Below are 19892 nucleotides of genomic sequence, written 5' to 3'. Positions count from 1 at the left end.
CTCCAGGAGCCACCATGACCATGCAGACCCCACTCTCCCGCGACACCGACCCGGCGACGTCCGGGCCGGCCACCGCGGCCGCCCGCACGCACCGCGCTGCCGGTTCCCGTCGCGCTGCCGATTCGCGTCGCGCCGCCGGTTCGCGTCGCCCCGGTTCCCTCCGTCGGACCGAGGGCATGTACTACCTGTTCCTCGTGCCCGCCCTCATCGCGTTCACGGCCTTCGTCGTCGCACCCGCCTGCGTCGGCATCTTCTACAGCTTCACCGACTACCTCGGCTTCGGGCGGTGGGACTTCCTCGGGCTCGAGAACTACCGGGCGCTCGTGTCCGACCCGGCGATCCTCGCCTCGTACGGCTTCACCCTCGGGTTCGCCGTCGTCACCGTGATCGTCACGCAGGTCATCGCGCTGGCTCTGGCGATCGCTCTGGCGAAGAAGATCCGGTTCGCCGCGGGCCTCCGCTCGATCTTCGTGATCCCGATGGTGATCTCCGGGATCATCGTCGCCTACGTGTTCAACTTCCTGTTCTCCAACACCGTGCCCGCGCTGGCCACGAGCGTCGGGTTCGGACCGCTGGAGCAGAGCATCCTCGGCGACCCGAACCTGGCCTGGGTCGCGATCGTGATCGTCTCCGCCTGGCAGACCGTGCCCGGTGCCCTCCTCATCTACACCGCCGGGCTCACCTCGATCCCCGAGGAGCTGTACGAAGCGAGCTCGCTCGACGGCGCGACCGGGTGGAAGCAGTTGCGCGCGATCACGCTCCCGCTGCTCGGCGGCTTCATCGTCATCAACACCGTGCTCGGAGTGAAGGGCTACCTCGGCGCCTACGACGTCATCGTCGGCCTGACGAACGGCGGGCCGGGGAGCGCGACGAGCAGCGTCGCGATGACCATCTTCGGCGGCTTCACCGGGGGCGACTACGCCTACCAGATGGCGAACGCGACCGTGTTCTTCATCATCACCGTCCTCATCTCCGTGCTGCAGCTCGCGGCGACCCGCGGAAGGAACCTGCGACTCGCATGACCGCCATCGACACCCGCCCACCCACCGACACCCGCGCGGTGACCACCGGCGACGCGCGACGACCGGGCCGCGGGCACCGGCGACGCCTCGGCGGCACGAACTGGACCCTGACCGTCGTGCTCGGACTCGCCGCGTTGACGGTGCTCATCCCGCTGTACGTCACCGTCGCGATGGCGTTCAAGACGAGCGAACAGTCCGTCGACGGCAACGCCCTGTCGCTGCCGTTCCCGTTCAACCCCGGCTCGTTCGCGTCGGCCTGGGAGCTCACGCGCTTCCCCGTCTCGTTCTCGGTGTCGCTCGGCGTCGCAGCGCTCACCGTCGTCGCGACCCTGCTGCTCAGCTCGTTCGCCTCGTACGCGATCGTCCGGAACTGGCACAAACGGTTCTTCCGGTGGTCGTTCGTCTACCTGCTGGCGGCGATGTTCCTGCCGTTCCCGGTCGTGGCACTGCCGCAGATCAAGCTCACCGCCCAGATGGGCCTCGACAACCCGATCGGCGTCGGCATCCTGCACGCCATGTTCCAACTGTCGTTCAGCGTGCTGCTCTACTCGGCGTACCTCCGGTCGATCCCCGTCGAGCTCGAGGAGAGCGCCCGCATCGACGGCGCGAGCACGTGGCAGATCTTCTGGCGGATCATCCTGCCGCTGCTCGGACCGATGAACGCCACCGTCGGGATCTTCGCGTTCCTGGCGTCGTGGAACGACTTCATGATGCCGTCGCTCATCACCGCCGACCCGACCCTGCAGACGCTGCCCGTGGTGCAGAACATCTTCCAGAGCCAGTTCGGCACGAACTACAACGTCGCCTTCGCCTCGTACCTGATGGCCATGGCGCCGACGATCATCGTCTACCTGTTCGCGCAGCGCTGGGTCATCAGCGGCGTGACGCAGGGCGCGGTCAAGAGCTGAGGGGTACGACGTGACCATGACCACCACCGCACTCCCGACCATCCGGCCGTTCCCCGGATCCGACCCGGTCGCCGACCCCGCAGCCGTCGTCACCGGCGAGCACTGGCGGATCATCGTCCTCGACGCCGGCGCGTTCCGGATCGAGTGGAGCGACGACGGCGGGTTCGAGGACCGCGCCTCGACGTTCGCGATCCGGCGGCGGTTGCCGGTGCCGGCGTTCACCGTAGAGCGCGTCGGTACCGCGGGCGAGGGCGCTGGCGGCGGCGTCGCTGGTGGCGGCGTCGCTGGTGGCGTCGTCATCACGACCGACCGGGCCCGGCTCCGGTACGGCGGCCGTCCGTTCAGCCCGAGCGGCCTGGTCGTCGAGACCATCGGCCCGGACGCGAACCGCTGGCGCTGGGGGCAGGAGCCCCGCGACCTCGGCGGCACCGGCCGTACCCTCGACGACGTCGACGGCAGGATGCCGCTCGAGCCCGGCATCCTGGCCCGCGACGGCATCACCGCGCTGGACGACAGCGAGTCGTTCCTGTTCGAGGACGACGGCTGGATCGGCACGCGCGTCCCCGGCCGCCGCGACGTCACGGTGTTCGCGTACGGCCGCGACTTCGACGCAGCCCTCCGCGCCTTCCGCCAGGTGTCCGGCGCCCCCACACGACTGCCCCGGTGGGCGCTCGGCAACTGGTGGAGCCGCTACCACCCGTACAGCGACGCCTCGTACCTGGCACTCGTGGACCGGTTCGCCGAGGAACGCCTGCCGTTCTCGGTCGCGGTCATCGACATGGACTGGCACCGCGTCGACTCCGTTCCGCCGCAGTTCGGCGACGGCTGGACGGGCTACTCGTGGGAGCCCTCGCTGTTCCCCGACCCCCAGGCCTTCCTGGCGGAACTGCACCGGCGGGGGATGCGCACGACGCTCAACCTGCACCCCGCCGACGGCGTCCGGGCGTTCGAGGACGCCTACCCCGCGGCGGCCGCGGCGATGGGGATCGACCCGGCGACCGAGCAGCCGATCCCGTTCGAACCGACCGACCGACGGTTCCTGCAGGCGTACTTCGACCAGCTGCACCGACCGCTCGAAGCGCAGGGCGTCGACTTCTGGTGGATCGACTGGCAGCAGGGCAGCGAGAGCGGTCTGCCCGGCGTCGACCCGCTGTGGCTACTGAACCACTTCCACCTGCTCGACTCGGCGCGCTCCGGGGGTCATGGGATGACCTTCTCGCGCTACGCCGGCCCCGGCAGCCAGCGGTACGCCGTCGGGTTCTCCGGCGACGCCGTCGTGTCCTGGGCGTCGCTGGCGTTCCAGCCCGAGTTCACCGCCACCGCCGCGAACATCGGCTACCCCTGGTGGAGTCACGACATCGGCGGCCACACCCGCGGCGTCCGCGACGACGAACTCGCCACGCGCTGGGTGCAGTTCGGGGTGTTCTCGCCGATCATGCGCCTGCACTCCGCCAACAACCCGTTCATCCGCAAGGAACCGTGGGTGTTCCCGGCCGAGGCACGCACCGCGATGGGGGAGGCCCTGCGCTTCCGTCACCGCCTGGTGCCGTACCTGCACACCATGAACCACCGGACCGCCGAGGGCACCGCGCTCGTCCGCCCGCTGTACCACCTGGAATCACGGCGCGACGAGGCGTACCGGGTGCCGAACACGTACGCCTTCGGGTCCGAACTGCTCGTCGCCCCGATCGTCGAACCGCGTGACCCCGTCACCCTGCACGGGACCGCACGGGCCTGGTTGCCGCCGGGGACCTGGACCGACGTGTTCACCGGCACCGTGTACGCCGGCGACCGGTTCGTCGACCTGCACCGCACCCTCGACACCGTGCCCGTGCTGCTGCGCGCGGGCGGGTTGCTGCCCCTCGCCACCGAGGATGAACTCGACGCCACCGCGAACCCGACCGCGTTCGAGGTCCTCGTCGCCCCCGGTGCCTCCGGGTCGTTCACCCTGGTCGAGGACCAGGAGGACCCCGCCGGCGACACCGGCCGCAGTGCCGAGACCCGTCTGACGTGGGACGCGGCGCTCGCCGAGTTCCGCGTGCACGCCACCACGCGCGCGGTCGACGTCGTCCCGGCCCGTCGCGACTGGCGGATCACGTTCCTCGCCGCCCCCGCCGACGGGCAGGTCGTGTCGGCCCGCGCCGAGGACCGGTTCTCCGTCGATCTGACGGTGGACTCGAGCACGGGTGGGGCGGTCACGTTGTCCGGGCCGCCGGTGGTCGGCGTCGACGCCCGGGAGCCCGTGCGGCGAGCCCTCGAGCGTGCGCAGGCCGGGAACGCCGAGAAGCTCAGCGCATGGGAGATAGTGTCGAAGGACCTGCCGCGCGCCGACCGGATCGTCGAGCTCGGGACCGTCGACCTGCCCGAGGCGCTGCGTGCCGTCGTCGTCGAGCTGCTGGGGAGCGTGCACCCGGGCGAGCGCTGATGCGCGGAGGAGCGGCCCCGAGACTCGCGCTGGGCGACACTCCTCGGGCGGACCGCCACGAGGAGTGTCGCTCAGGCCGAGACTCGGCCCTGGCCCTGCGCCTGCCCGCGGTCGACGGAGCCGTCCGGGAACGGCGCGCTCTCGCCCACCAGCAGCCGGTGCCCGACCGTGACCAGCCGGCCCGGTACCTCCGAGCCGTCCATCCGCTCGAGCAGCAGGTCGAGGGCGGTGTCCGCCAGCGCGACGGTGTCCGGCGCGACCGACGTCAGGCTCGGCACCAGGCTCGAACCGAGTCCCATCGCGTCCCACCCGACCACCGCGATGTCCCGCGGAGCGTCGAGCCCACGCAACCGCATCGCGCGCAGGACCCCGAGGGCAGCGAGGTCGTCGCGGCAGAGCAGTGCGTCGACCCGGAGCCCGGCATCGAGCGCCCGACCGAACGCGGTCTCGGCACCTGCGGCGTCACCGACCTCGCGGGGGACCAGGAGCGCGTCGTCGACCGGCAGACCGGCGGCTGCCAGCCCGGCCCGGTAGCCGTGGAGCCGCACGCCAGAGGTGCTGGACTCCGGGCCGGTCTCGTGCCCGAAGAAGCCGATGCGTCGGCGACCGAGCGCGACGAGGTGCGCGACGGCCTGCGCCGCCGCGGCCGCGTTGTCGATGACCACCTGGTCGGAGTACTGGGGGCGGACGTCCTCGCCGAGGAACACCACGGCGGTGTCCCCGCGGATCCGGTCGATCGCCTCGGGGGTCAGGACCTGGGGGTGGATGACGACGCCGTCGACCACCCCGGCCTCGCGACCGCGCACAGCGGAGCGCTCGCCGTCGGCCTCGCCGAGGGTCTCCTCGAGCAGCAGTTGGTACCCGCGTTGCGCGCAGACGCGGGAGAACACGTGCGCGAGCTCGGCGAAGTACGGCCGCCGGAGGTCGGGGAACGCGAACGCGAGCATGTTCGACCGGCCGGTGGCGAGCGACCGGCCGGAGACGTTCGGGCGGTACCCGAGCTCGTCGATCGCGGCCTGCACCCGGTCGCGCATCGGCGGACTGACGTGCTGGTAGCCGCGCACGACGTTGGACACGGTCTTCATCGAGACGCCGGCGTGCACGGCGACGTCCTGCAGCGTGACCTTGCCCATCCGATCACCGTAGTGGGCAGGCTGATTGCCAGGTGGAATCGCACCTTCAGGCCCTATGGTCGCACCAAGCGCAATCGCGTGAACTACCACGAACCGGTCGAAGGGCCGGTCCGCACCGGAAGGTCGGTCCACTTGACCACCACTCCGCTCGCTCCGGGCTACACACGTACTCGTCCAGGAACAGGAAGCCCCAAGGGCACCTCGACCTACTCCGCTCTGCTCGCGCAGGTCAAGGAGAACGGACTCCTCCGCCGCCGCACCGGGTTCTACTGGTCGCTGTTCGGCACACTCATCGTCACCTTCGCGCTCGCATGGGTCGCGTTCGCGTTCCTCGGTGACTCCTGGTTCCAGCTGATCGTCGCCGGCGCGCTCGGCGTGATCTTCACGCAGTTCGCGTTCCTGTCGCACGAGGCCGCGCACCGCCAGGTCTTCGCCTCGCAGAAGTGGAACGACCACGCCGGCCGCTGGCTCGGCACCTTCCTGGTCGGCCTCAGCTACTCGTGGTGGATGAACAAGCACACCCGCCACCACGGCAACCCGAACACCGTCGGCAAGGACCCGGACATCGCACCCGACGGCATCCGGTTCCTGCCGGAGGACGCCGCCGCGGTCAAGGGCCCGCTCATGACGACGTTCATGCGGTTCCAGGGCTGGCTGTTCTTCCCCCTGCTGACGCTCGAGGGCCTGAACCTGCACCGGTACGCCGTGCAGAGCATCGTCACCGGCAACGGCACCAAGGCCGACGTGAAGCACCGCTGGCTCGAGGCCGCGCTGCTCGTCGCCCGCTTCGGCATCTACCTGACGGTCGTGTTCTGGTTCCTGCCGTTCGGCATGGCCTGCGCGTTCCTCGGTGTGCAGCTCGCCGTGTTCGGCGTGATGATGGGCGCCTCGTTCGCCCCGAACCACAAGGGCATGCCGACGATCGCGCACGACGCCAAGGTCGACTTCTTCTCGCGCCAGGTCCGCACGTCGCGCAACATCCGCGGCGGCTGGTGGGTCTCGTTCCTGATGGGCGGGCTGAACTACCAGGTCGAGCACCACCTGTTCCCGTCGATGCCGCGTCCGGCGCTGAAGCAGGCCCGCCTGCTCGTCCGCGACCACTGCGACACACTCGAAGTGCCCTACACAGAGACCACCCTGCTGCGCTCCTACGGCATCGTCGTCCGGTACCTGAACCGCGTCGGGCTCGCTGCCCGCGATCCGTTCGCCTGCCCGATGGTCGCGCAACTGCGCATCCACTGACGCCGTGCTGTCGACCATGCCGACCGGCACCGTGAAGTGGTTCGACCACGCCAAGGGGTACGGCTTCATCCACCCCGACGACGGGTCCGAGGACCTGTTCGCCCACTTCTCCAGCATCATCGCGACGACCGGCTACCGGTCGCTCGAGGAGAACGACCACGTGCAGTACGACGTGGGCCCCGGCAAGAAGGGCCCGCAGGCGGACAACATCTCGATCATCCGCTGACACGGACGACGGACGGGAGGCACGGTGCCAGCTGGCACCGTGCCTCCCGTCGTTTCTTTCCCATGTCCACTGCGCTGGTACGCCCGATGACGCCAGGGACGCGCGAGCCGGCCTGGGTCGAGGTTCAGGGCGTCAGGACGATCCGTCCGAACACCCGGCCCGCGTCCATGCGTCGGTGCGCCTCCGCTGCCTCGGCGAGCGGCAGCACGTCGTCGACGACCGGGGTGAGCTCGCCTGCGGCGGCGGCGCGGAACAGCTCCGGACGGGCCGCGGCCAGCGCGCCGCGCGGCACCGAGTCGAGGCTGAACGTCGCGACGGACCGCGACTGCTGGAACGCGCGCAGCAGGTGCCCTCCGAAGTCCGCCGGCGGCATCCCAGCGACGGCACCGACGATCACGAGCCGCCCGTTGGGTGCCAGGCGGTCGATGAAGTCGGGCATCGCGGGGCCGCCGACGATGTCGATGACGGCGTCGTAGGCCTCGGGGCCGTCGCCGAGGCCCCGCCGGTCGAGCACGTGCGTCGCGCCGAGTCCGCGCAGCCGTTCGCCGCGCTCCGCCGAACCGGTCGTCACCGCGACGGCTTCTGCCCCCGCCTGCACGGCGAGCTCGACCGCTGCGATCCCGATGCTGCCGGCGGCGCCGCGGACCAGCACTCGCTCGCCGGCGTCCAGGTGCGCGTGCGCGAGCGCAAACCGTGCAACCGGGGCCGCCGACCCGAGGGCGACGGCCTCCACTGCGCCGAATCCGTCGTCGAGCGGTGTCAGGTCGGCGATCCGCGCGACGACCCGCTCGGCGTAGGCCCCGCCAACCCCGGTGAACGCCCACACCCGCCGGCCGAGCCACGCGTCGTCGAGGGCGTTCCCGACGGCGACGACCGTACCGGCCACCTCGCTGCCGGGGACGTACCCGGGGTCGATCCCCGGGCGGCCGAGGGTGCCGCGCCGGATGACGGCGTCGACACCGCCGACGCCGATTGCCTCGACGTCAATGACGACCTGGCCGGGCGCTGCAACGGGTTCTGGGAGGTCGATGGGGACGAGGCCGTCCGGCGATCCGAAGGACTGGATGGTGACTGCGAGCATGCTGCGACGCTAACGGACGCCTGCGTCCACTTGACTAAAGTGGAACGGATGACCGCCCAGATGCCTCACCTGCGGGCTGATGCGCAGGAGAACCGCGACCGTGTGCTGCAGGCGGCGCGTGACCTGTTCGGCTCGCGCGGTCTCGACGTGACGATGCGCGACGTCGCCCGGCACGCGGGGGTCGGCCCGGCGACGCTGTACCGACGCTTCCCGACGCGGCAGGACCTGGTCGACGCCGCGTTCGAGGACGAGCTCGAGCTGTGTCGGAGCATCGTCCTCGAGGGCGCCGCGCACCCCGACCCCTGGCTGGGCCTGCGCTCCGTCGTCGAGCGCACCGTCGAGTTGAACGCCCGCAACCAGGGCTTCGTCGATGCGCTCGTTGCCGCCGGGCAGGTGTCCGACCGGCTCGCCCGGCACCGCGCCGAGCTCCTGCACGCGATCGCTGCCCTGTCGCTCCGAGCGAAGGCCGTGGGACGGCTGCGGCCGGACTTCGTCGTCGACGACCTGCTCCTCGTGCTGTTCGCGGCGCGGGGGCTCCGGGGAGACGACCAGGCCGAGCGACTCGGCGCGGCGCGGCGGTTCGCTGCGCTCGCACTCGACTCCTTCCGAGCGTCGGCGACGAACGAGCCGCTGCCGGAGCCCGCGCGGGTCGTGGGAGCTGTGCTCCGCACCACGGTCTGACCGGGTCTGGGGGCCGCCCTCGGGACGGCCCTGCTCAGCCGTCGGTGGGGGACCCCGGGAAGCACTGCGAGAACGACGAGATCCGGACCTTCTGCGTGTCGTTGTAGATCGTGACGAGGAACTGGTCGTCGTCGGCACCGGTGATCGTCAAGCGTTTCGCCCCCTTGCCGGTCGTGTCCGTGGTCGCGGTGTAGCCGTCGTCGCGGACAGCCGCGATCATCGCGTCGTACGCGGCGTCCGCGTCCACGTCCCGTGCCAGCGTCAGCCATGCGCCGCCGGCAGCCGAGACGTCGGTGTCCGAGCACGCGAGCAAGGTCCAGCCGATCGTTCGACGGCTCGCGACCGCGCCGTCGGGGAATGCAGCGATGACACGGTCCAGGATCGACGTCGTCTGCTCCTCAGCAGCAGCGCGAGTGATCGAGGGCGATGTGCTCGAATCGGGTGTCTCGGTCATCGACGGTCCTCCAGCGCACGCGGTGAGTGACAGGGTCAGGGACATCACGAGGCTCGCGATGACCGTTCTGGACCGTCCTGTCACTCGCGCGGCTGCGGACACCTCACCGGTCGGCCAGGGATCCGGGGAAGCACGGCGAGAACGAGGCGATGCGGACGATCCCCCCGTCATCGTCGATCGTCACGAGGTAGCGTTCGCCGGCGCCGTTGCTGAGGGACAGCCGATCGAGACCCTTCGACGTCTGGTCCGTCTTCGTCGTGAACGACGGCTCGTCGGAGAACGCACCGCGGATCGACTCGTACGCCTCGTCGACCGGCACCGACTTCGCGAGCTGGAGCGTGATGCCGCCGGCCGACTGGACCGCATCGGCTGCGCAGGCGAGCAGCACCCAGTCGCGGGTGGTCTCCGAGGCCACGGCGGAGGACGCGAAGGTGTCGGCGATCCGCCGCTGGACCTCGCCGGTGTGGCGCTCGGCGTCGGATCGCGCTGCTGCCTGGTTCGAGCTCGACGTCGGTGTCGGTGATTCCGCCATGGGTTGTCCTCCGGCGCAAGCGGTGAGGGCCAGGACGATGGACGCCCCGACGGTGAGGGTGGTGAGCGAGCGGCGGATCACGGGTAGATCTCTCCTACCAGGTCGTCCAGGACATCCTGGTTCCCTTCGATGCGGGCAACCTTGTTGTGCTGTTCCATGAGGTTGCTGAAATCGTACGGGTTGACGTCATCCGGCGCCGGGCCGTAGTACTCGCCATGGGCGAAGGCGGGGTTCCACCGGGGATTGTTGCCGTCCCAGACCTGACCGGTCGCCTGACCGAGTTGGAGGATGTCGACGTACGAGTAGTCGGTGTAGGTCGTGAGCTGGTTCGGCTTCCAGGTCTCGGGCATCCCGGCTCCGGACAGCGAGACGACCTGGTTGTACTGCGTGCCGAGGGTCTCGGACGTGGTGATGTTCGCTACGCCCCAGCTGTGCCCGATCGCGGTGGTCCGGGCGTTCGCGAGGTCCGGGTCCACATCGAGGCCCGCGGCGAGCTGCCGGAGCCGTTCGGCGGGGCCGAGCGCGAACTCCGGCTGGTTCGCCTCGTTGACGCCAGCCGGACCCGCGGTCTCCTCGCCCGGGAACACGCCGTCCTTCGCGACGAAGGCGACGGTGTCGTCGGGCGAGTAGGCGTGGAGGTACTCGGCCACCTGCTGGACGCCACCGCCGTAGAAGGACTCCATGTTGCTGAAGGTCCCCGGCACGTAGGTGATCACGTGCTTCGTGTCCGGCGAGGGTGTCCCGATCATCTCGATGATGCGCTTCTCGGCGGGGTCGTAGAGGTACAGCTGCGTCTTCGGCGGCTCTGCTACGACGCGCAGGAGGTACTTCTCCTCGAGCGCCAGGCTGTCGATCTCGTCCTGGGTCTTCTTGTCCGTCCGACCGGTGAGCGACTTCGACAGACTCTGCGCGATGCGGAGGGCTTGGAGCCGCGACTGCACCGTCGAGAGCCGGTCGCCGGCGAGGTTCCGGTTGGCGGCGACACGAGCAGCCGGCGGGACGCCGTTCAGCGCTCCGAGCACGCTCGGGATCGAACCGACGAGCGCCAGTTGCTCAGGGGAGAGGACCGAGTCGTCGCCAGTGCCGAGGGACTGCCACCAGGCGCGGACGGCACCGGGATCAGCCTGCTCGATCGCCTCGGCCACCTCGGGGTGCTTCTCGAGGAAGGCCGCGGCCTCGTCGGCGGTCATGCCCTGCAGCAGGGCGAGCAGGGTCAGGGGAGTGGCGCCGGCGATCGACGACTGCGAGAGGGTGCGCGGGAGTCCGTTGGCGACGCGGCCGCTCAGGGCGTCGGAGCACTTCCGGTCCGCGGTGCGACGCTGCTCGACGAGGGCGTCCCACTCGAGGTCGAGCGCACGGCTGGTGGTGACCGCGGCGGAGACCGAGTCCTCGTGCTGGTTCGCCGCCGAGCGGAGCGCGTCTCGCGACTCGGGTGTCGCGCTGTCGTCGGATGCGGCTGCGCGCGATTCGGAACGGGCCGTGTCGAGGGCCGACTGCGCCGTCGCCAGTGCCTCGGCGGCCGATGCGCGGGCCGTCTCGAGCCGCTGCTGTTCCTGTTGCACGGCGTGCAGGTCGCTGGCGTACTGCTCGAGCGCTGCTGCCTGCTCGTCGAGCGCGGTGCGGAGCGTCATCGTGTCCGCGGTGAAGTCGCCGATGTTCGCCATGAACGGCTCCTTGGCGCGACCCTTCCAATCGGCGCTCTGACCGTCACCCGCGACACCACGCAGCGTCCGTTCGACGTCGCGGAGCTCGTCGGCCCTGGTGCGTCGTGCCGTCGCCAGTGCCGTGACGGCGGCGGTGTCGCCGGCGCCCGGGTCGGTCGTGGTCCACGTCATCAGCGACCACCGGCCTGTCCGGCGAGGTCGTCTTCGGTCGCCGAGATCTGCGTCGCGACCTGGAAGGGGTACTGACCGATCGCGGTGAGGGACTGTGCGAGTACCTCGGCGCGGTCCGTCACGGTCGAGCCCGCATCACCGAGAGCTCCGGCCACGTCCGCCGACCCGAGGGCGTCTTCACGCGGATCTCGGAACGATCGATCCAGGCGGACGGCCTGGGGCACCGGCGTGAGGGCGTGCGTCAAGGCGTCGAGCGCCGACGTGTCGACCTGCAGATCCCCCATGTCCCCCCCCCGCGTGGATCGCCGCCAACATATCAACCGACGGCGTCCACGTGCAAGGTTCCGACCGCCGCCGCGACCAACGCCCGCCGCCGCGCTACTTGATCCCGGTCGACGCGATGCCCTGCACGAACTGGCGCTGGAACGCCAGGAACACCACGAGCAGCGGCAGCACGGTCACGGTCGCGATGGCCATGACGGCACCCCACGGTGAACTGAACGCCGGGTTGTTCGTCAACGTCGACAGGGCCACCGGCACGGTCAGGTTCTCGTTGCCCTGCAGCACGACGAGCGGCCAGAGGAAGTCGTTCCACCGCGTCATGAAGCCGAGGATCACGAGCACACCGATGAGGGGACCGCACGAGGGCAGCACCACCCGGAAGAACGTCTGGAACTCTCCGGCGCCGTCGAGCCGAGCGGCCTCCATCAGGGCGTCCGGCACCCCGAGCATGAACTGCCGGGCGATGAAGATCCCGACGACGTCGAACACGGTCGGCAGGATCACCGCCCAGGGGGAGTCGACCAGACCGATCTTCGCGACGACCAGGAAGCTCGGCACCAGGGTGACCTGGATGGGGATCATGATCGTGACGAGGAACGCCGAGTACAGCAGGCCCCGTCCGATGAACCGGAACTTGGCGAGGGCGTACCCGGCCATCAGCGAGACGACGACGCTCAACGCGGTGCCGACGCTGGTGATGAGCGCCGAGTTGCCGAGCCACCGCCAGACCGGCTGCGTGCTGAACACCTGCGTGTAGTTCTCGAACGTCGGCCGCGTCGGGAACAGCGAGAACGTGCCGCTCTGCGACTGCCCGCCGGGGGTGAGTGCCGAGACGACCATCCAGTACAGCGGGAACACCATCAGGATCGCCAGGGCGGTGAGCCCGGCGACGAGCACCCAACGACCAGGCCGGCGCCGGGAGCGGGCTCCAGCCGGACGGCGGCGGGGACCGCGGACATCGAGTACGGCCATCAGAGCATCTCCTCCGCCTTGCGGTTGGCGCGCTGCCGGAGCAGCGTGAACACGAGCAGGATCGCGACGAGCACCAGTCCGAGCGCCGCGGCGTAGCCCATCCGGGCATCGATGAACGCGGACCGGAACACGTACTGGATCAGCACGGTCGTCGAGAAGCCGGGGCCACCGCCGGTCATCACGTAGATGACGTCGAAGGCCTGCAACGAGAACACGACGTTCAGGATGAGCAGGATCGACGTCGTCGGGCGGAGCAGCGGCCACGTGATGGTCCGGAACCGGACCCATCGCGAGGCGCCGTCGATTGCCGCGGCCTCCTTGAGCCCGGCGGGCACGGACTGCAGCGCGCCGAGGTAGATCACCATGCAGAAGCCGATCCGGGTCCAGACCACGACGACCACCAGGGTCGCCATCGCCCACCCCGGAGCGGTCAGCCAGGGCACGCGCCCCATCCCGAGCGCTTCGAGCAGGTTGTTCACGACGCCGTAGTCGCCGTTGAAGATCCACGACATGATGACGCCCACCACGACGCCGGCCGCGACCATCGGCACGAAGAACAGGGCACGGAACACCGAGCGCCCGGGCAGCGGCCGGTTCAGGGCGACCGCCAGGGCGAGCCCGATCGCCATCGAGGTCGGCACGGTGCCGAGCGTGAACACGAGCGTGTTCCGCAGCGCCGTGCCGATGAGTGGGTCGGAGCCCATGTCGACGAAGTTCTTCCCGCCGACCCAGGTGCCGTCGCCGAGCGAGGTGCTGGAGTCCTGGAAGCTCAGCGCGATCGCCGTGATGATCGGGATGAGTGAGAAGGCGAGGAACAGCAGCGCCGCGGGGCCGATGAACACGTACGGGACGAAGCGGCCCCGGCTCCGGCGGGCCCCGCCGCCAGCGGGGAGCCCGCCGGTCGGTGGGGCGGTGGACGCCGTCGTTCGGACCGGCGCGGTCTCAGTTCGCAGTGACACTGCGCATCGCCTCCATCATCTGGTTCGAGGCCTCTTTCGGGCTCAGTTGCCCGAGCAGGCAGAGGTCGAGGTAGTCGGCGAACACCGCGTTGAGCGAGCTGAAGTACTCGCCGCTCTCGGCCTTCACCATCGAGAGCGGGATCGTCGTCCCCTGGTCGATGAACCGCTGCATCGTGTCGGTGTTCGCGGCGTACCCGATGTCCTTCGCGTCGAGGGACTTCCGGGCGGGCAGCCAGTTGCCGTCGTGGCAGAACTGCTGCATCTTCGACCGGGACGTGATCATCGCCACGAGCTCGGCCGCGAGCTCCGGGTGCTTGCTCGACTTCGTGACGGCCAGGGCGTTGCCGCCCAGGTCGCTCGCCTCGCCGACGTTCCGGATCATCGGGGCCGTGCCCCAGTTGTCCGGCATGTCGGTGTCGAGCTGCGCGATCGACTCCGGGTTGTTGAGCATCATGCCGATCTGCCCCGTCAGGAACAGGTTCCGCGAGACGTCGCCGCCGCCGCTCTTGCTGAGGTTGCCCGTGGTCGCGAGTCCGTCGGCGTACCACTTCCGGCCGAAGGCCAGGGCGTCGATCGCCTCCGGGGTGTCCATCGACGGGGTGGCACCGTCCTCGCCGAGGAACGCGCCGCCGTTCTGGTGGACCAGCGGAAGCCACCGGTACGCCGTCTCGGGCGACGACCACCCGTACCCGAACGCGTACTTGCCGGTGACCTGCTTGACTTCCTGCGCGACGTCGAGGAACTCGTCCCACGTCCACGCGTCGGCCAGGGCCTGCGGTGGCGTGACGCCGATCTGCTCCATGACGTCGCGGTTGTAGTAGGTGATGAAGTTGTCGGTGTGCTGGAAGACGCCGTACACGCCGTCGTCCCGCGCGCCGATCGCCCAGAACGGGTCGCTGTAGTCCTGCCGGTAGTCCGCCGGGACGGACCCCGAGATGTCGACCAGGCTGCCGTTCGCGGCGTACCGACCGATCTGCTGCGGGGTGATCCGGATGACGTCCGGCGCCAGGTCGGCGGCGAGCCGGGTGATGAACCACTGGTGGAACTGCCCGGTGGTCACCTCGACGGCGACGCTCGTGCCAGGGTGCGCCGCGACGAACTCGTCGGCGATCGCCTGGTAGCTCGTGATGTCCGTCGGGATGTTCCAGGTGGACAGGCGGATGTGCTTCGTCCCGCCGCGGCCGGTCGTTCCGCCGCCGGCGCACGCTGCCAGTGCGCCGGTCAGCGAGATGCCGGCGAGGGCGAGGAACCCCCGTCTGGCGAGCTGGGGGGATGGACGGGTCGGCATGGTCCTCTCCTTTGAGGTCGTGGTGCCGTTCAGGTCGGCCGGGAGGCGCGGGGTGCGCACACGGGGCGCCGCGCGTCCGACGTGGGGTCGCGTCCTGGACCCGACCCCACGTCGGGCGCGACGGTTCAGACGAGCGCGGGGCGGGCCTCCCGGTCGGTCACCGGTGCCGCGGTGACCGCGTCCGCCGGACGCAACGACTCGGGGAGCAGCGCCGCGTGGGCGTGCAGGAGCTCGTCGGTCATCTCGGCGATGCGGTCGAGCGTCAGGTGCGCCGCCGTCAGCGGGTCCAGAGCCACCGCGTGGTGGACGTGCTCGACGTTGCCCGTCAGCGCAGCGCGCACCGCCAGGGTCTGCACGTTCGTGTTCGTGCGGTTGATCGCGGCGAGCTGCGGCGGGAGCTCACCGAACGACGTCGGCTGCACCCCCTTGCCGTCGACCAGGCACGCGACCTCGACGCAGGCGTCGGACGGCAGGTTCTGGATGACGCCCGTGGCGTTCGGGACGTTGCCGTAGACCACCGCGGGGACGCCCGTCACGATCGCGTTCACGATGCTCGCGCCGTACTCGACGCTCGGCGTCAGGTCGGCCTTGAGCTTCTCGAGCTGCGTGTCCACGTCGCCCTGCTCGTCGTGCGCCAGGCAGATCTCGTAGTAGTCCCAGCGCTCCGGGATGTACTCGAGCACCGTCTCCGGGTCCTTGCGGAAGTACGGCACGTACTCGCTGGCGTGGTGGCTCGACTCGGTCTCGAAGTACCCGAACGAGCGCATCAGCTGGGTGCGGACCTGCTCGTTGCCGCCCTCGTAGTTGCTCGCCGCGGCAGCCGCCTCGCTGTGGTCGCCGTCGTCGTCGTGCAGGTCGGACGCCGCGACGCCCCGCTGGTGCTTCGCCGTCATCACCTCGCGCAGACGCGGGTACAGGTCCTCGCCGTTGCGACGCGTGAACTCGAGGATCCACGCCTGGTGGTTGATGCCCGCGCTGACGAACTCGACCTCGTCGTACGGCACGCCGAGCGTGCGCGCCAGCATGCGGGTCGTGCCCTGCACGCTGTGGCAGAGCCCCACCGTCCGGAGCCCCTTCGCGTTGAGGAACGCCGTGGCCATCGCCATCGGGTTCGCGTAGTTGATGAACTGGGCGTCCGGGCAGAGCTCGAGCGCGTCGCGGGCGATGTCCTCGTACGCGCGCACCGACCGCAGGAAGCGGAAGACGCCACCCGGGCCGACGGTGTCGCCGACCGCCTGGTCGATGCCGTACTTGCGCGGGATCTCGACGTCCCACTTGTACGACTCGACGCCGCCGACCTGGAACGTGATGATGACGACGTCCGCACCCGCCAGGGCCGCACGCCGGTCCGTGGTGTCGAGGACCTCGACGCCGAGGCCGTGGTGGGCGACGAGCTCGCGGGCGGCCGTCGCGGTGCGGGCGACCCGGCCCGCGTCGAGGTCCATGAGGTGCAACGTCGCATTCTGCAGGGCGGGGAAGGAGACGAGGTCGCCGATGAGGCGGAAGGGGAAGACGAAGCCGCCGGCGCCGATGATGGTGATCTTGGTCATGTGTCGACGGTAGGAAGCGCGGGGGTGTGCGGTCCTCCGGCTTCGGACGGTGGAGTTCCAGGATCCTCGGACCGGTCGTCAGATCACGGCTGACGCCTCCGGAGCGGTCCAAGTCCTGTCGGCGTGCTGGTCGAGCGCTCGGCTGAGCACGTCGCTCTGCTCCGGACCGCCGTGTCCTTCGTCTTCCACGATCGTCAGCGTGCTCTCCGGGAGGCCAGCGTGGAGACGCCATGCCGTCACGACAGGACCGCTGACGTCGCGCCGTCCGTGCACGAGCGTGGTGGGGATGTGACGGATCCGGTCGAGGCGTGCCAGGACTGCTTGGTCGCCGGGCAGGAAGGCATCGTTGCTCCAGTAGTGCGTCACCAACCGTGCGAACGCCTCGCGTCGCGCCGGCCCGACGTGTCCGTGCCCACGGAGCTCGGGATGGTCGAGCGAGACGTGCACGTTCTCCCAATGATCCCAAGCCGCCGCCGCGGCTTCGCGGACGCGGGCGTCCGGCGACGCGAGTTGCCGGGCGTACGCGTCCACGACGCGCTCGTCGGGGCGCCGGTGGCTCGCACGTTCGAACTCGTCCCACTCCGCGGGGAACAGGCGGCCGATGCCCTCCGTGATCCAGTCGACCTCGCTGCGACTGGTCGTGGTGACGGCCACGAGCGCGAGCGCGCGAACACGTTCGGGGTGCCGTTGCGCGTACGCGAGGGCGAGTGTGGTTCCCCACGAGATGCCCGCGACGACCCAGGTGTCGATCCCGAGCGTGGTGCGGACCGCCTCGATGTCGTCGATGAGCTGCTGCGTGGTCTGCCGGACCAGTGCCTCGGCGAGGTCGTCCTCCGGGGTGCGGCTGCGCCCGGCTCCGCGCTGATCGATCCCCACGAGTCGGTAGCGGGCGGGGTCGAAGTGCGTGCGGTACCAGCCACTGCCGAGTGATCCTCCGGGCCCGCCGTGGAGCCAGAGCGCGGGAACGCCGTCCGCGGTGCCCGATTCCTCGCAGGAGATGGATGCCCCACCGTCCACGGCGATCATGCTCGTCCGGTACGGCTCGTGCGGGGTGTACACCATCCCACCACGCTACCGACGAGTACTTTCGCCTGATGGACTTCTTCGTCGCAGGGAGTTGGCGGAACCGGGACGCGGTCGCCGAGGTCGTGGATGCGCTCGACGGTGCAGGCGCGCAGTGCTACAGCTTCGTTCGAGCGCAGTACGACGACGAGGCGTTGGCCTTCGCAGTGCCCGGTGGCGCCGACGCAGCACGGCTCGGTGAACCTGGCATCCGGAGTCTCTTCGAACAGGACCTCGCAGCGCTCCGTTCCGCCGACCGGTTCGTGCTCGTCCTCCCTGCCGGAGCAGCGGCGCACATCGAGACCGGAATCGCCTACGGTCTCGGCAAGTCCTGCTACGCCGTGGGGCCGGCTGAACGTTCGGAGACGCTCTACCGACTGTTCGAGGCCATGTGCACTGATCCGGCCGACCTCGTCCGTCACCTCGCGGTCGCCGACGCTCGGAGGGTTCGGTGATGCGTTGGCAGCAGTCACTCCTCGAGCGGCTCCGCACGGCACCGGCGGTCGACGCGGTCCGTCCGTACGGCTCCGTCCTCACGCCCGACGAGCTGGACCGGTGGAGCGACCTCGACGTCGAGCTCGATCTCGTTGCGGACGTCGCCGCGCGGACACTCCTCGGAGGTGAGCCGTGGGCGTGGCAGAGCACCCTCGACGACGGTGTGCAGCACGTTCGGACAGTGTTCGAGGACGGCCGCCGCGTGGACCTCGCGACGCGAGGCGCGACGCTCTAGCTTCCTCCGGACGACGTGCTCTGGGAATGTGCCCGTCAGCATCGAAGTGCTCCACGTCGTCGAGTGAGTACCAGGACAGGCTGCTGCGCCGAAGCCGTAGGGTGGCGCTCGTGACGGCCACGGGGAGACGGAAGCGATCGGTCGTGGTGACGGTCGTGGTGACGCTTGCGCTCATCGCGTTGCTCGCCGGTGTCCGCCTCGTGTCGCTGTCCGTGTTCGCGACCGAGGGGGATGTACCACCCGCTGCCTCGGTCTCACTGCCAGCGGGCAGCGAGCTGATCGCGGAGGAGAAGGAGTGCGCTTCTGGTGGGTGCTGGGCCGTGCTCTCGGTCCGACCGCCCAACGGAACGAGCCCGGAGGATCTCGCAACGAGCCTGGGGATGACACCCCAGGCGCGGCAACGCGGGACGCTGTGGGACCCGCGGACCGTCAACCTGAGCGCAGAAGTGGACGGAGAACTGCTGATCATCAGGGCCGACTACTGGTCTCGTGAAGCGACCCCCTGACGGAGGTCCTGTGTGGGGAGGTTGCTCGCTGACGTAGGCTCAGCAACGTGCTCGACGTGGAGACGATGGAAGCGGCGTACTGGAGCCACCGCGGCCCGGCCCCGCTCATGGCGTCCTCCCACCGGCACGACGACCTCGAGATGAACCTGGTGCTCGACGGGCACCTGGACTACCGGTTCGGCGGGGCGCCGGTCAGTGTGCACGCGGGCGAGATCGCACTGTTCTGGGGCTGGACCCCGCACCAGCTCGTGGGTGACGGCACCGGTACCGGCGAGTTCCGCTGGGTGCACATCCCCCTGGCCGAGGTGCTGGCGTGGGGACTACCCGACCACGACCTCGGAGCGATGCTCCTGAACCGCCCGGTCGTCGTGCCGACCGCAGCTGCCGGCCGTGACGTCGAGTCGATGCTCGGGTCGTGGCAGCGGGACTTCGCGGACGACGGTGCGGAGATCATCGCCAACCTCGAGGCGCAGGCGCTCGTGCGTCGCCTGCTCCGGCACCATCGCGACGCCGTGGACCTGCGGCCTGGCGGCGGGCACGGCACCGCGGATGCCATGCACCGGGTGATCGACATGGTGCGGTTCGTGGTCGACCGGTTCCGCGAACCGATCGAGGTCGCTGACGTCGCAGCGGCCGCACACCTGCACCCGCACTACGCGATGTCGGTGTTCCGACAGGACGTCGGCACCACGATCGTCGAGTACCTGACTCGGTGCCGGGTGGCCGAGGCGCAGCGGTTGCTCGCGACGACGTCGATGACGACCTCGGAGATCGCGCACGCCGCGGGCTTCGGGTCGCAGTCGAGCTTCTACGTGCACTTCACCCGTGCCTGTGGGACTGCGCCGGGGGCGTACCGGGCACGAGCTCGCTGATCCGGTGTCTCCACGCACGAGCAACGCCCCGTCGCGAGCGACGGGGCGTTGGCCGTTCCGGTCTGCCATGCACAGCCGGAGTACGTGGGGTGTTACTTGATCTGTGCGGTGATGGTGGCGGTGCCGACGAGG

The 19892-nt window shown here is 70.1% G+C and carries 21 protein-coding genes; 10 read left to right on the top strand and 11 right to left on the bottom strand.

Going from position 1 to position 19892, the window contains the following annotated elements; all coding sequences use genetic code 11:
• The first annotated feature begins 14 nt into the window (after window positions 1–14).
• From ABH929_RS11800 to ABH929_RS11790, 3 genes are read left to right on the top strand one after another with little or no spacing between them, the layout of a single operon-like run.
• Window positions 15–1022: a carbohydrate ABC transporter permease gene (locus tag ABH929_RS11800; RefSeq protein WP_404561375.1), complete on the top strand. Its 1008-nt coding sequence runs from the start codon at window positions 15–17 to the stop codon at window positions 1020–1022.
• Complete coding sequence (locus ABH929_RS11795; RefSeq protein ID WP_111086707.1) at window positions 1019–1930, top strand: carbohydrate ABC transporter permease; 912 nt, start codon at window positions 1019–1021, stop codon at window positions 1928–1930. Before ABH929_RS11800 ends, ABH929_RS11795 begins: the two co-directional genes overlap by 4 nt.
• Window positions 1931–1946: 16 nt before the next feature.
• Complete coding sequence (locus ABH929_RS11790) at window positions 1947–4355, top strand: TIM-barrel domain-containing protein (protein ID WP_404561374.1); 2409 nt, start codon at window positions 1947–1949, stop codon at window positions 4353–4355.
• Window positions 4356–4426: 71 nt separating this feature from the next.
• Here the strand turns inward: ABH929_RS11790 and ABH929_RS11785 are convergent, their stop codons facing one another.
• Window positions 4427–5488: a LacI family DNA-binding transcriptional regulator gene (locus ABH929_RS11785; RefSeq protein WP_123673542.1), complete on the bottom strand. Its 1062-nt coding sequence runs from the start codon at window positions 5486–5488 to the stop codon at window positions 4427–4429.
• A gap of 132 nt (window positions 5489–5620) precedes the next feature.
• On the opposite strand from ABH929_RS11785, the gene ABH929_RS11780 reads away from it, so the two are divergent.
• Window positions 5621–6730 carry an acyl-CoA desaturase gene (locus ABH929_RS11780; RefSeq protein WP_123673544.1) on the top strand — a complete coding sequence of 370 codons (1110 nt, stop codon included), beginning with the start codon at window positions 5621–5623 and terminating at the stop codon, window positions 6728–6730.
• Window positions 6731–6746: 16 nt separating this feature from the next.
• Window positions 6747–6956 (top strand): cold-shock protein, encoded by a 210-nt coding sequence (locus tag ABH929_RS11775; protein WP_111086735.1) that lies wholly within the window; start codon window positions 6747–6749, stop codon window positions 6954–6956.
• Window positions 6957–7080: 124 nt separating this feature from the next.
• Here the strand turns inward: ABH929_RS11775 and ABH929_RS11770 are convergent, their stop codons facing one another.
• A complete protein-coding gene (locus tag ABH929_RS11770; protein WP_404561373.1) occupies window positions 7081–8037 on the bottom strand; it encodes a zinc-binding dehydrogenase in 957 nt (318 codons plus the stop codon).
• A 48-nt stretch (window positions 8038–8085) separates the two neighbouring features.
• Here ABH929_RS11770 and ABH929_RS11765 point away from each other — a divergent pair, with 48 nt between their 5' ends.
• On the top strand, window positions 8086–8718 hold the full coding sequence (locus ABH929_RS11765; protein WP_404561372.1) for a TetR/AcrR family transcriptional regulator: 633 nt from the start codon (window positions 8086–8088) through the stop codon (window positions 8716–8718).
• A 34-nt stretch (window positions 8719–8752) separates the two neighbouring features.
• On the opposite strand, the gene ABH929_RS11760 is transcribed toward ABH929_RS11765, so the two are convergent.
• The 9 genes from ABH929_RS11760 to ABH929_RS11720 all read right to left on the bottom strand — a co-directional run bounded on the left by ABH929_RS11760 (window position 8753) and on the right by ABH929_RS11720 (window position 17652).
• A complete protein-coding gene (locus ABH929_RS11760) occupies window positions 8753–9172 on the bottom strand; it encodes a hypothetical protein (protein WP_404561371.1) in 420 nt (139 codons plus the stop codon).
• 103 nt (window positions 9173–9275) lie between these two features.
• On the bottom strand, window positions 9276–9704 hold the full coding sequence (locus ABH929_RS11755) for a hypothetical protein (RefSeq protein ID WP_214546566.1): 429 nt from the start codon (window positions 9702–9704) through the stop codon (window positions 9276–9278).
• Window positions 9705–9781: 77 nt separating this feature from the next.
• Window positions 9782–11539, bottom strand: a complete 1758-nt coding sequence (locus ABH929_RS11750; RefSeq protein WP_404561370.1) for a hypothetical protein — start codon at window positions 11537–11539, stop codon at window positions 9782–9784.
• Window positions 11539–11823 carry a hypothetical protein gene (locus ABH929_RS11745; RefSeq protein ID WP_263091872.1) on the bottom strand — a complete coding sequence of 95 codons (285 nt, stop codon included), beginning with the start codon at window positions 11821–11823 and terminating at the stop codon, window positions 11539–11541. The genes ABH929_RS11750 and ABH929_RS11745 overlap by 1 nt, the downstream gene beginning before the upstream one ends.
• Window positions 11824–11917: 94 nt before the next feature.
• Window positions 11918–12793 carry a carbohydrate ABC transporter permease gene (locus tag ABH929_RS11740; protein ID WP_263091871.1) on the bottom strand — a complete coding sequence of 292 codons (876 nt, stop codon included), beginning with the start codon at window positions 12791–12793 and terminating at the stop codon, window positions 11918–11920.
• Complete coding sequence (locus tag ABH929_RS11735) at window positions 12793–13752, bottom strand: carbohydrate ABC transporter permease (RefSeq protein ID WP_404561369.1); 960 nt, start codon at window positions 13750–13752, stop codon at window positions 12793–12795. The genes ABH929_RS11740 and ABH929_RS11735 overlap by 1 nt, the downstream gene beginning before the upstream one ends.
• A complete protein-coding gene (locus ABH929_RS11730) occupies window positions 13736–15040 on the bottom strand; it encodes a sugar ABC transporter substrate-binding protein (protein ID WP_228510160.1) in 1305 nt (434 codons plus the stop codon). The genes ABH929_RS11735 and ABH929_RS11730 overlap by 17 nt, the downstream gene beginning before the upstream one ends.
• A 125-nt stretch (window positions 15041–15165) precedes the next feature.
• Window positions 15166–16590, bottom strand: a complete 1425-nt coding sequence (melA, locus tag ABH929_RS11725) for an alpha-galactosidase (protein WP_263091868.1) — start codon at window positions 16588–16590, stop codon at window positions 15166–15168.
• Between the two features lie 78 nt (window positions 16591–16668).
• Window positions 16669–17652, bottom strand: coding sequence for an alpha/beta fold hydrolase (locus ABH929_RS11720; protein ID WP_404561368.1), 984 nt, complete (start codon window positions 17650–17652; stop codon window positions 16669–16671).
• 32 nt (window positions 17653–17684) lie between these two features.
• On the opposite strand from ABH929_RS11720, the gene ABH929_RS11715 reads away from it, so the two are divergent.
• The 4 genes from ABH929_RS11715 (at window position 17685) to ABH929_RS11700 (ending at window position 19760) form a co-directional block, all read left to right on the top strand.
• The gene (locus ABH929_RS11715; RefSeq protein WP_263091866.1) at window positions 17685–18107 is read left to right on the top strand and encodes a hypothetical protein; all 423 of its coding nucleotides are present in this window, start codon (window positions 17685–17687) and stop codon (window positions 18105–18107) included.
• Window positions 18107–18382 carry a hypothetical protein gene (locus tag ABH929_RS11710; protein WP_404561367.1) on the top strand — a complete coding sequence of 92 codons (276 nt, stop codon included), beginning with the start codon at window positions 18107–18109 and terminating at the stop codon, window positions 18380–18382. Before ABH929_RS11715 ends, ABH929_RS11710 begins: the two co-directional genes overlap by 1 nt.
• Before the next feature lie 143 nt (window positions 18383–18525).
• Window positions 18526–18888, top strand: a complete 363-nt coding sequence (locus ABH929_RS11705; protein WP_404561366.1) for a hypothetical protein — start codon at window positions 18526–18528, stop codon at window positions 18886–18888.
• A gap of 47 nt (window positions 18889–18935) precedes the next feature.
• The gene (locus ABH929_RS11700; RefSeq protein WP_194648031.1) at window positions 18936–19760 is read left to right on the top strand and encodes a helix-turn-helix domain-containing protein; all 825 of its coding nucleotides are present in this window, start codon (window positions 18936–18938) and stop codon (window positions 19758–19760) included.
• Window positions 19761–19892: the final 132 nt, after the last annotated feature.

It is taken from the genome of Curtobacterium sp. AB7, from assembly GCF_044909335.1.
Lineage (GTDB): Bacteria > Actinomycetota > Actinomycetes > Actinomycetales > Microbacteriaceae > Curtobacterium.
This window is presented reverse-complemented; position numbering and strand designations above follow the sequence as displayed.

What these genes read in the sequence shown, in the direction of transcription:
- ABH929_RS11720 (WP_404561368.1), bottom strand. Translation starts at nt 17,652, where the DNA reads ATGGTGTACACCCCGCACGAGCCGTACCGGACGAGCATGATCGCCGTG.
- ABH929_RS11730 (WP_228510160.1), bottom strand. Translation starts at nt 15,040, where the DNA reads ATGCCGACCCGTCCATCCCCCCAGCTCGCCAGACGGGGGTTCCTCGCC.
- melA (WP_263091868.1), bottom strand. Translation starts at nt 16,590, where the DNA reads ATGACCAAGATCACCATCATCGGCGCCGGCGGCTTCGTCTTCCCCTTC.
- ABH929_RS11715 (WP_263091866.1), top strand. Translation starts at nt 17,685, where the DNA reads ATGGACTTCTTCGTCGCAGGGAGTTGGCGGAACCGGGACGCGGTCGCC.
- ABH929_RS11765 (WP_404561372.1), top strand. Translation starts at nt 8,086, where the DNA reads ATGACCGCCCAGATGCCTCACCTGCGGGCTGATGCGCAGGAGAACCGC.
- ABH929_RS11750 (WP_404561370.1), bottom strand. Translation starts at nt 11,539, where the DNA reads ATGACGTGGACCACGACCGACCCGGGCGCCGGCGACACCGCCGCCGTC.
- ABH929_RS11745 (WP_263091872.1), bottom strand. Translation starts at nt 11,823, where the DNA reads ATGGGGGATCTGCAGGTCGACACGTCGGCGCTCGACGCCTTGACGCAC.
- ABH929_RS11785 (WP_123673542.1), bottom strand. Translation starts at nt 5,488, where the DNA reads ATGGGCAAGGTCACGCTGCAGGACGTCGCCGTGCACGCCGGCGTCTCG.
- ABH929_RS11710 (WP_404561367.1), top strand. Translation starts at nt 18,107, where the DNA reads ATGCGTTGGCAGCAGTCACTCCTCGAGCGGCTCCGCACGGCACCGGCG.
- ABH929_RS11790 (WP_404561374.1), top strand. Translation starts at nt 1,947, where the DNA reads ATGACCACCACCGCACTCCCGACCATCCGGCCGTTCCCCGGATCCGAC.
- ABH929_RS11795 (WP_111086707.1), top strand. Translation starts at nt 1,019, where the DNA reads ATGACCGCCATCGACACCCGCCCACCCACCGACACCCGCGCGGTGACC.
- ABH929_RS11760 (WP_404561371.1), bottom strand. Translation starts at nt 9,172, where the DNA reads ATGACCGAGACACCCGATTCGAGCACATCGCCCTCGATCACTCGCGCT.
- ABH929_RS11740 (WP_263091871.1), bottom strand. Translation starts at nt 12,793, where the DNA reads ATGGCCGTACTCGATGTCCGCGGTCCCCGCCGCCGTCCGGCTGGAGCC.
- ABH929_RS11770 (WP_404561373.1), bottom strand. Translation starts at nt 8,037, where the DNA reads ATGCTCGCAGTCACCATCCAGTCCTTCGGATCGCCGGACGGCCTCGTC.
- ABH929_RS11775 (WP_111086735.1), top strand. Translation starts at nt 6,747, where the DNA reads ATGCCGACCGGCACCGTGAAGTGGTTCGACCACGCCAAGGGGTACGGC.
- ABH929_RS11755 (WP_214546566.1), bottom strand. Translation starts at nt 9,704, where the DNA reads ATGGCGGAATCACCGACACCGACGTCGAGCTCGAACCAGGCAGCAGCG.
- ABH929_RS11800 (WP_404561375.1), top strand. Translation starts at nt 15, where the DNA reads ATGACCATGCAGACCCCACTCTCCCGCGACACCGACCCGGCGACGTCC.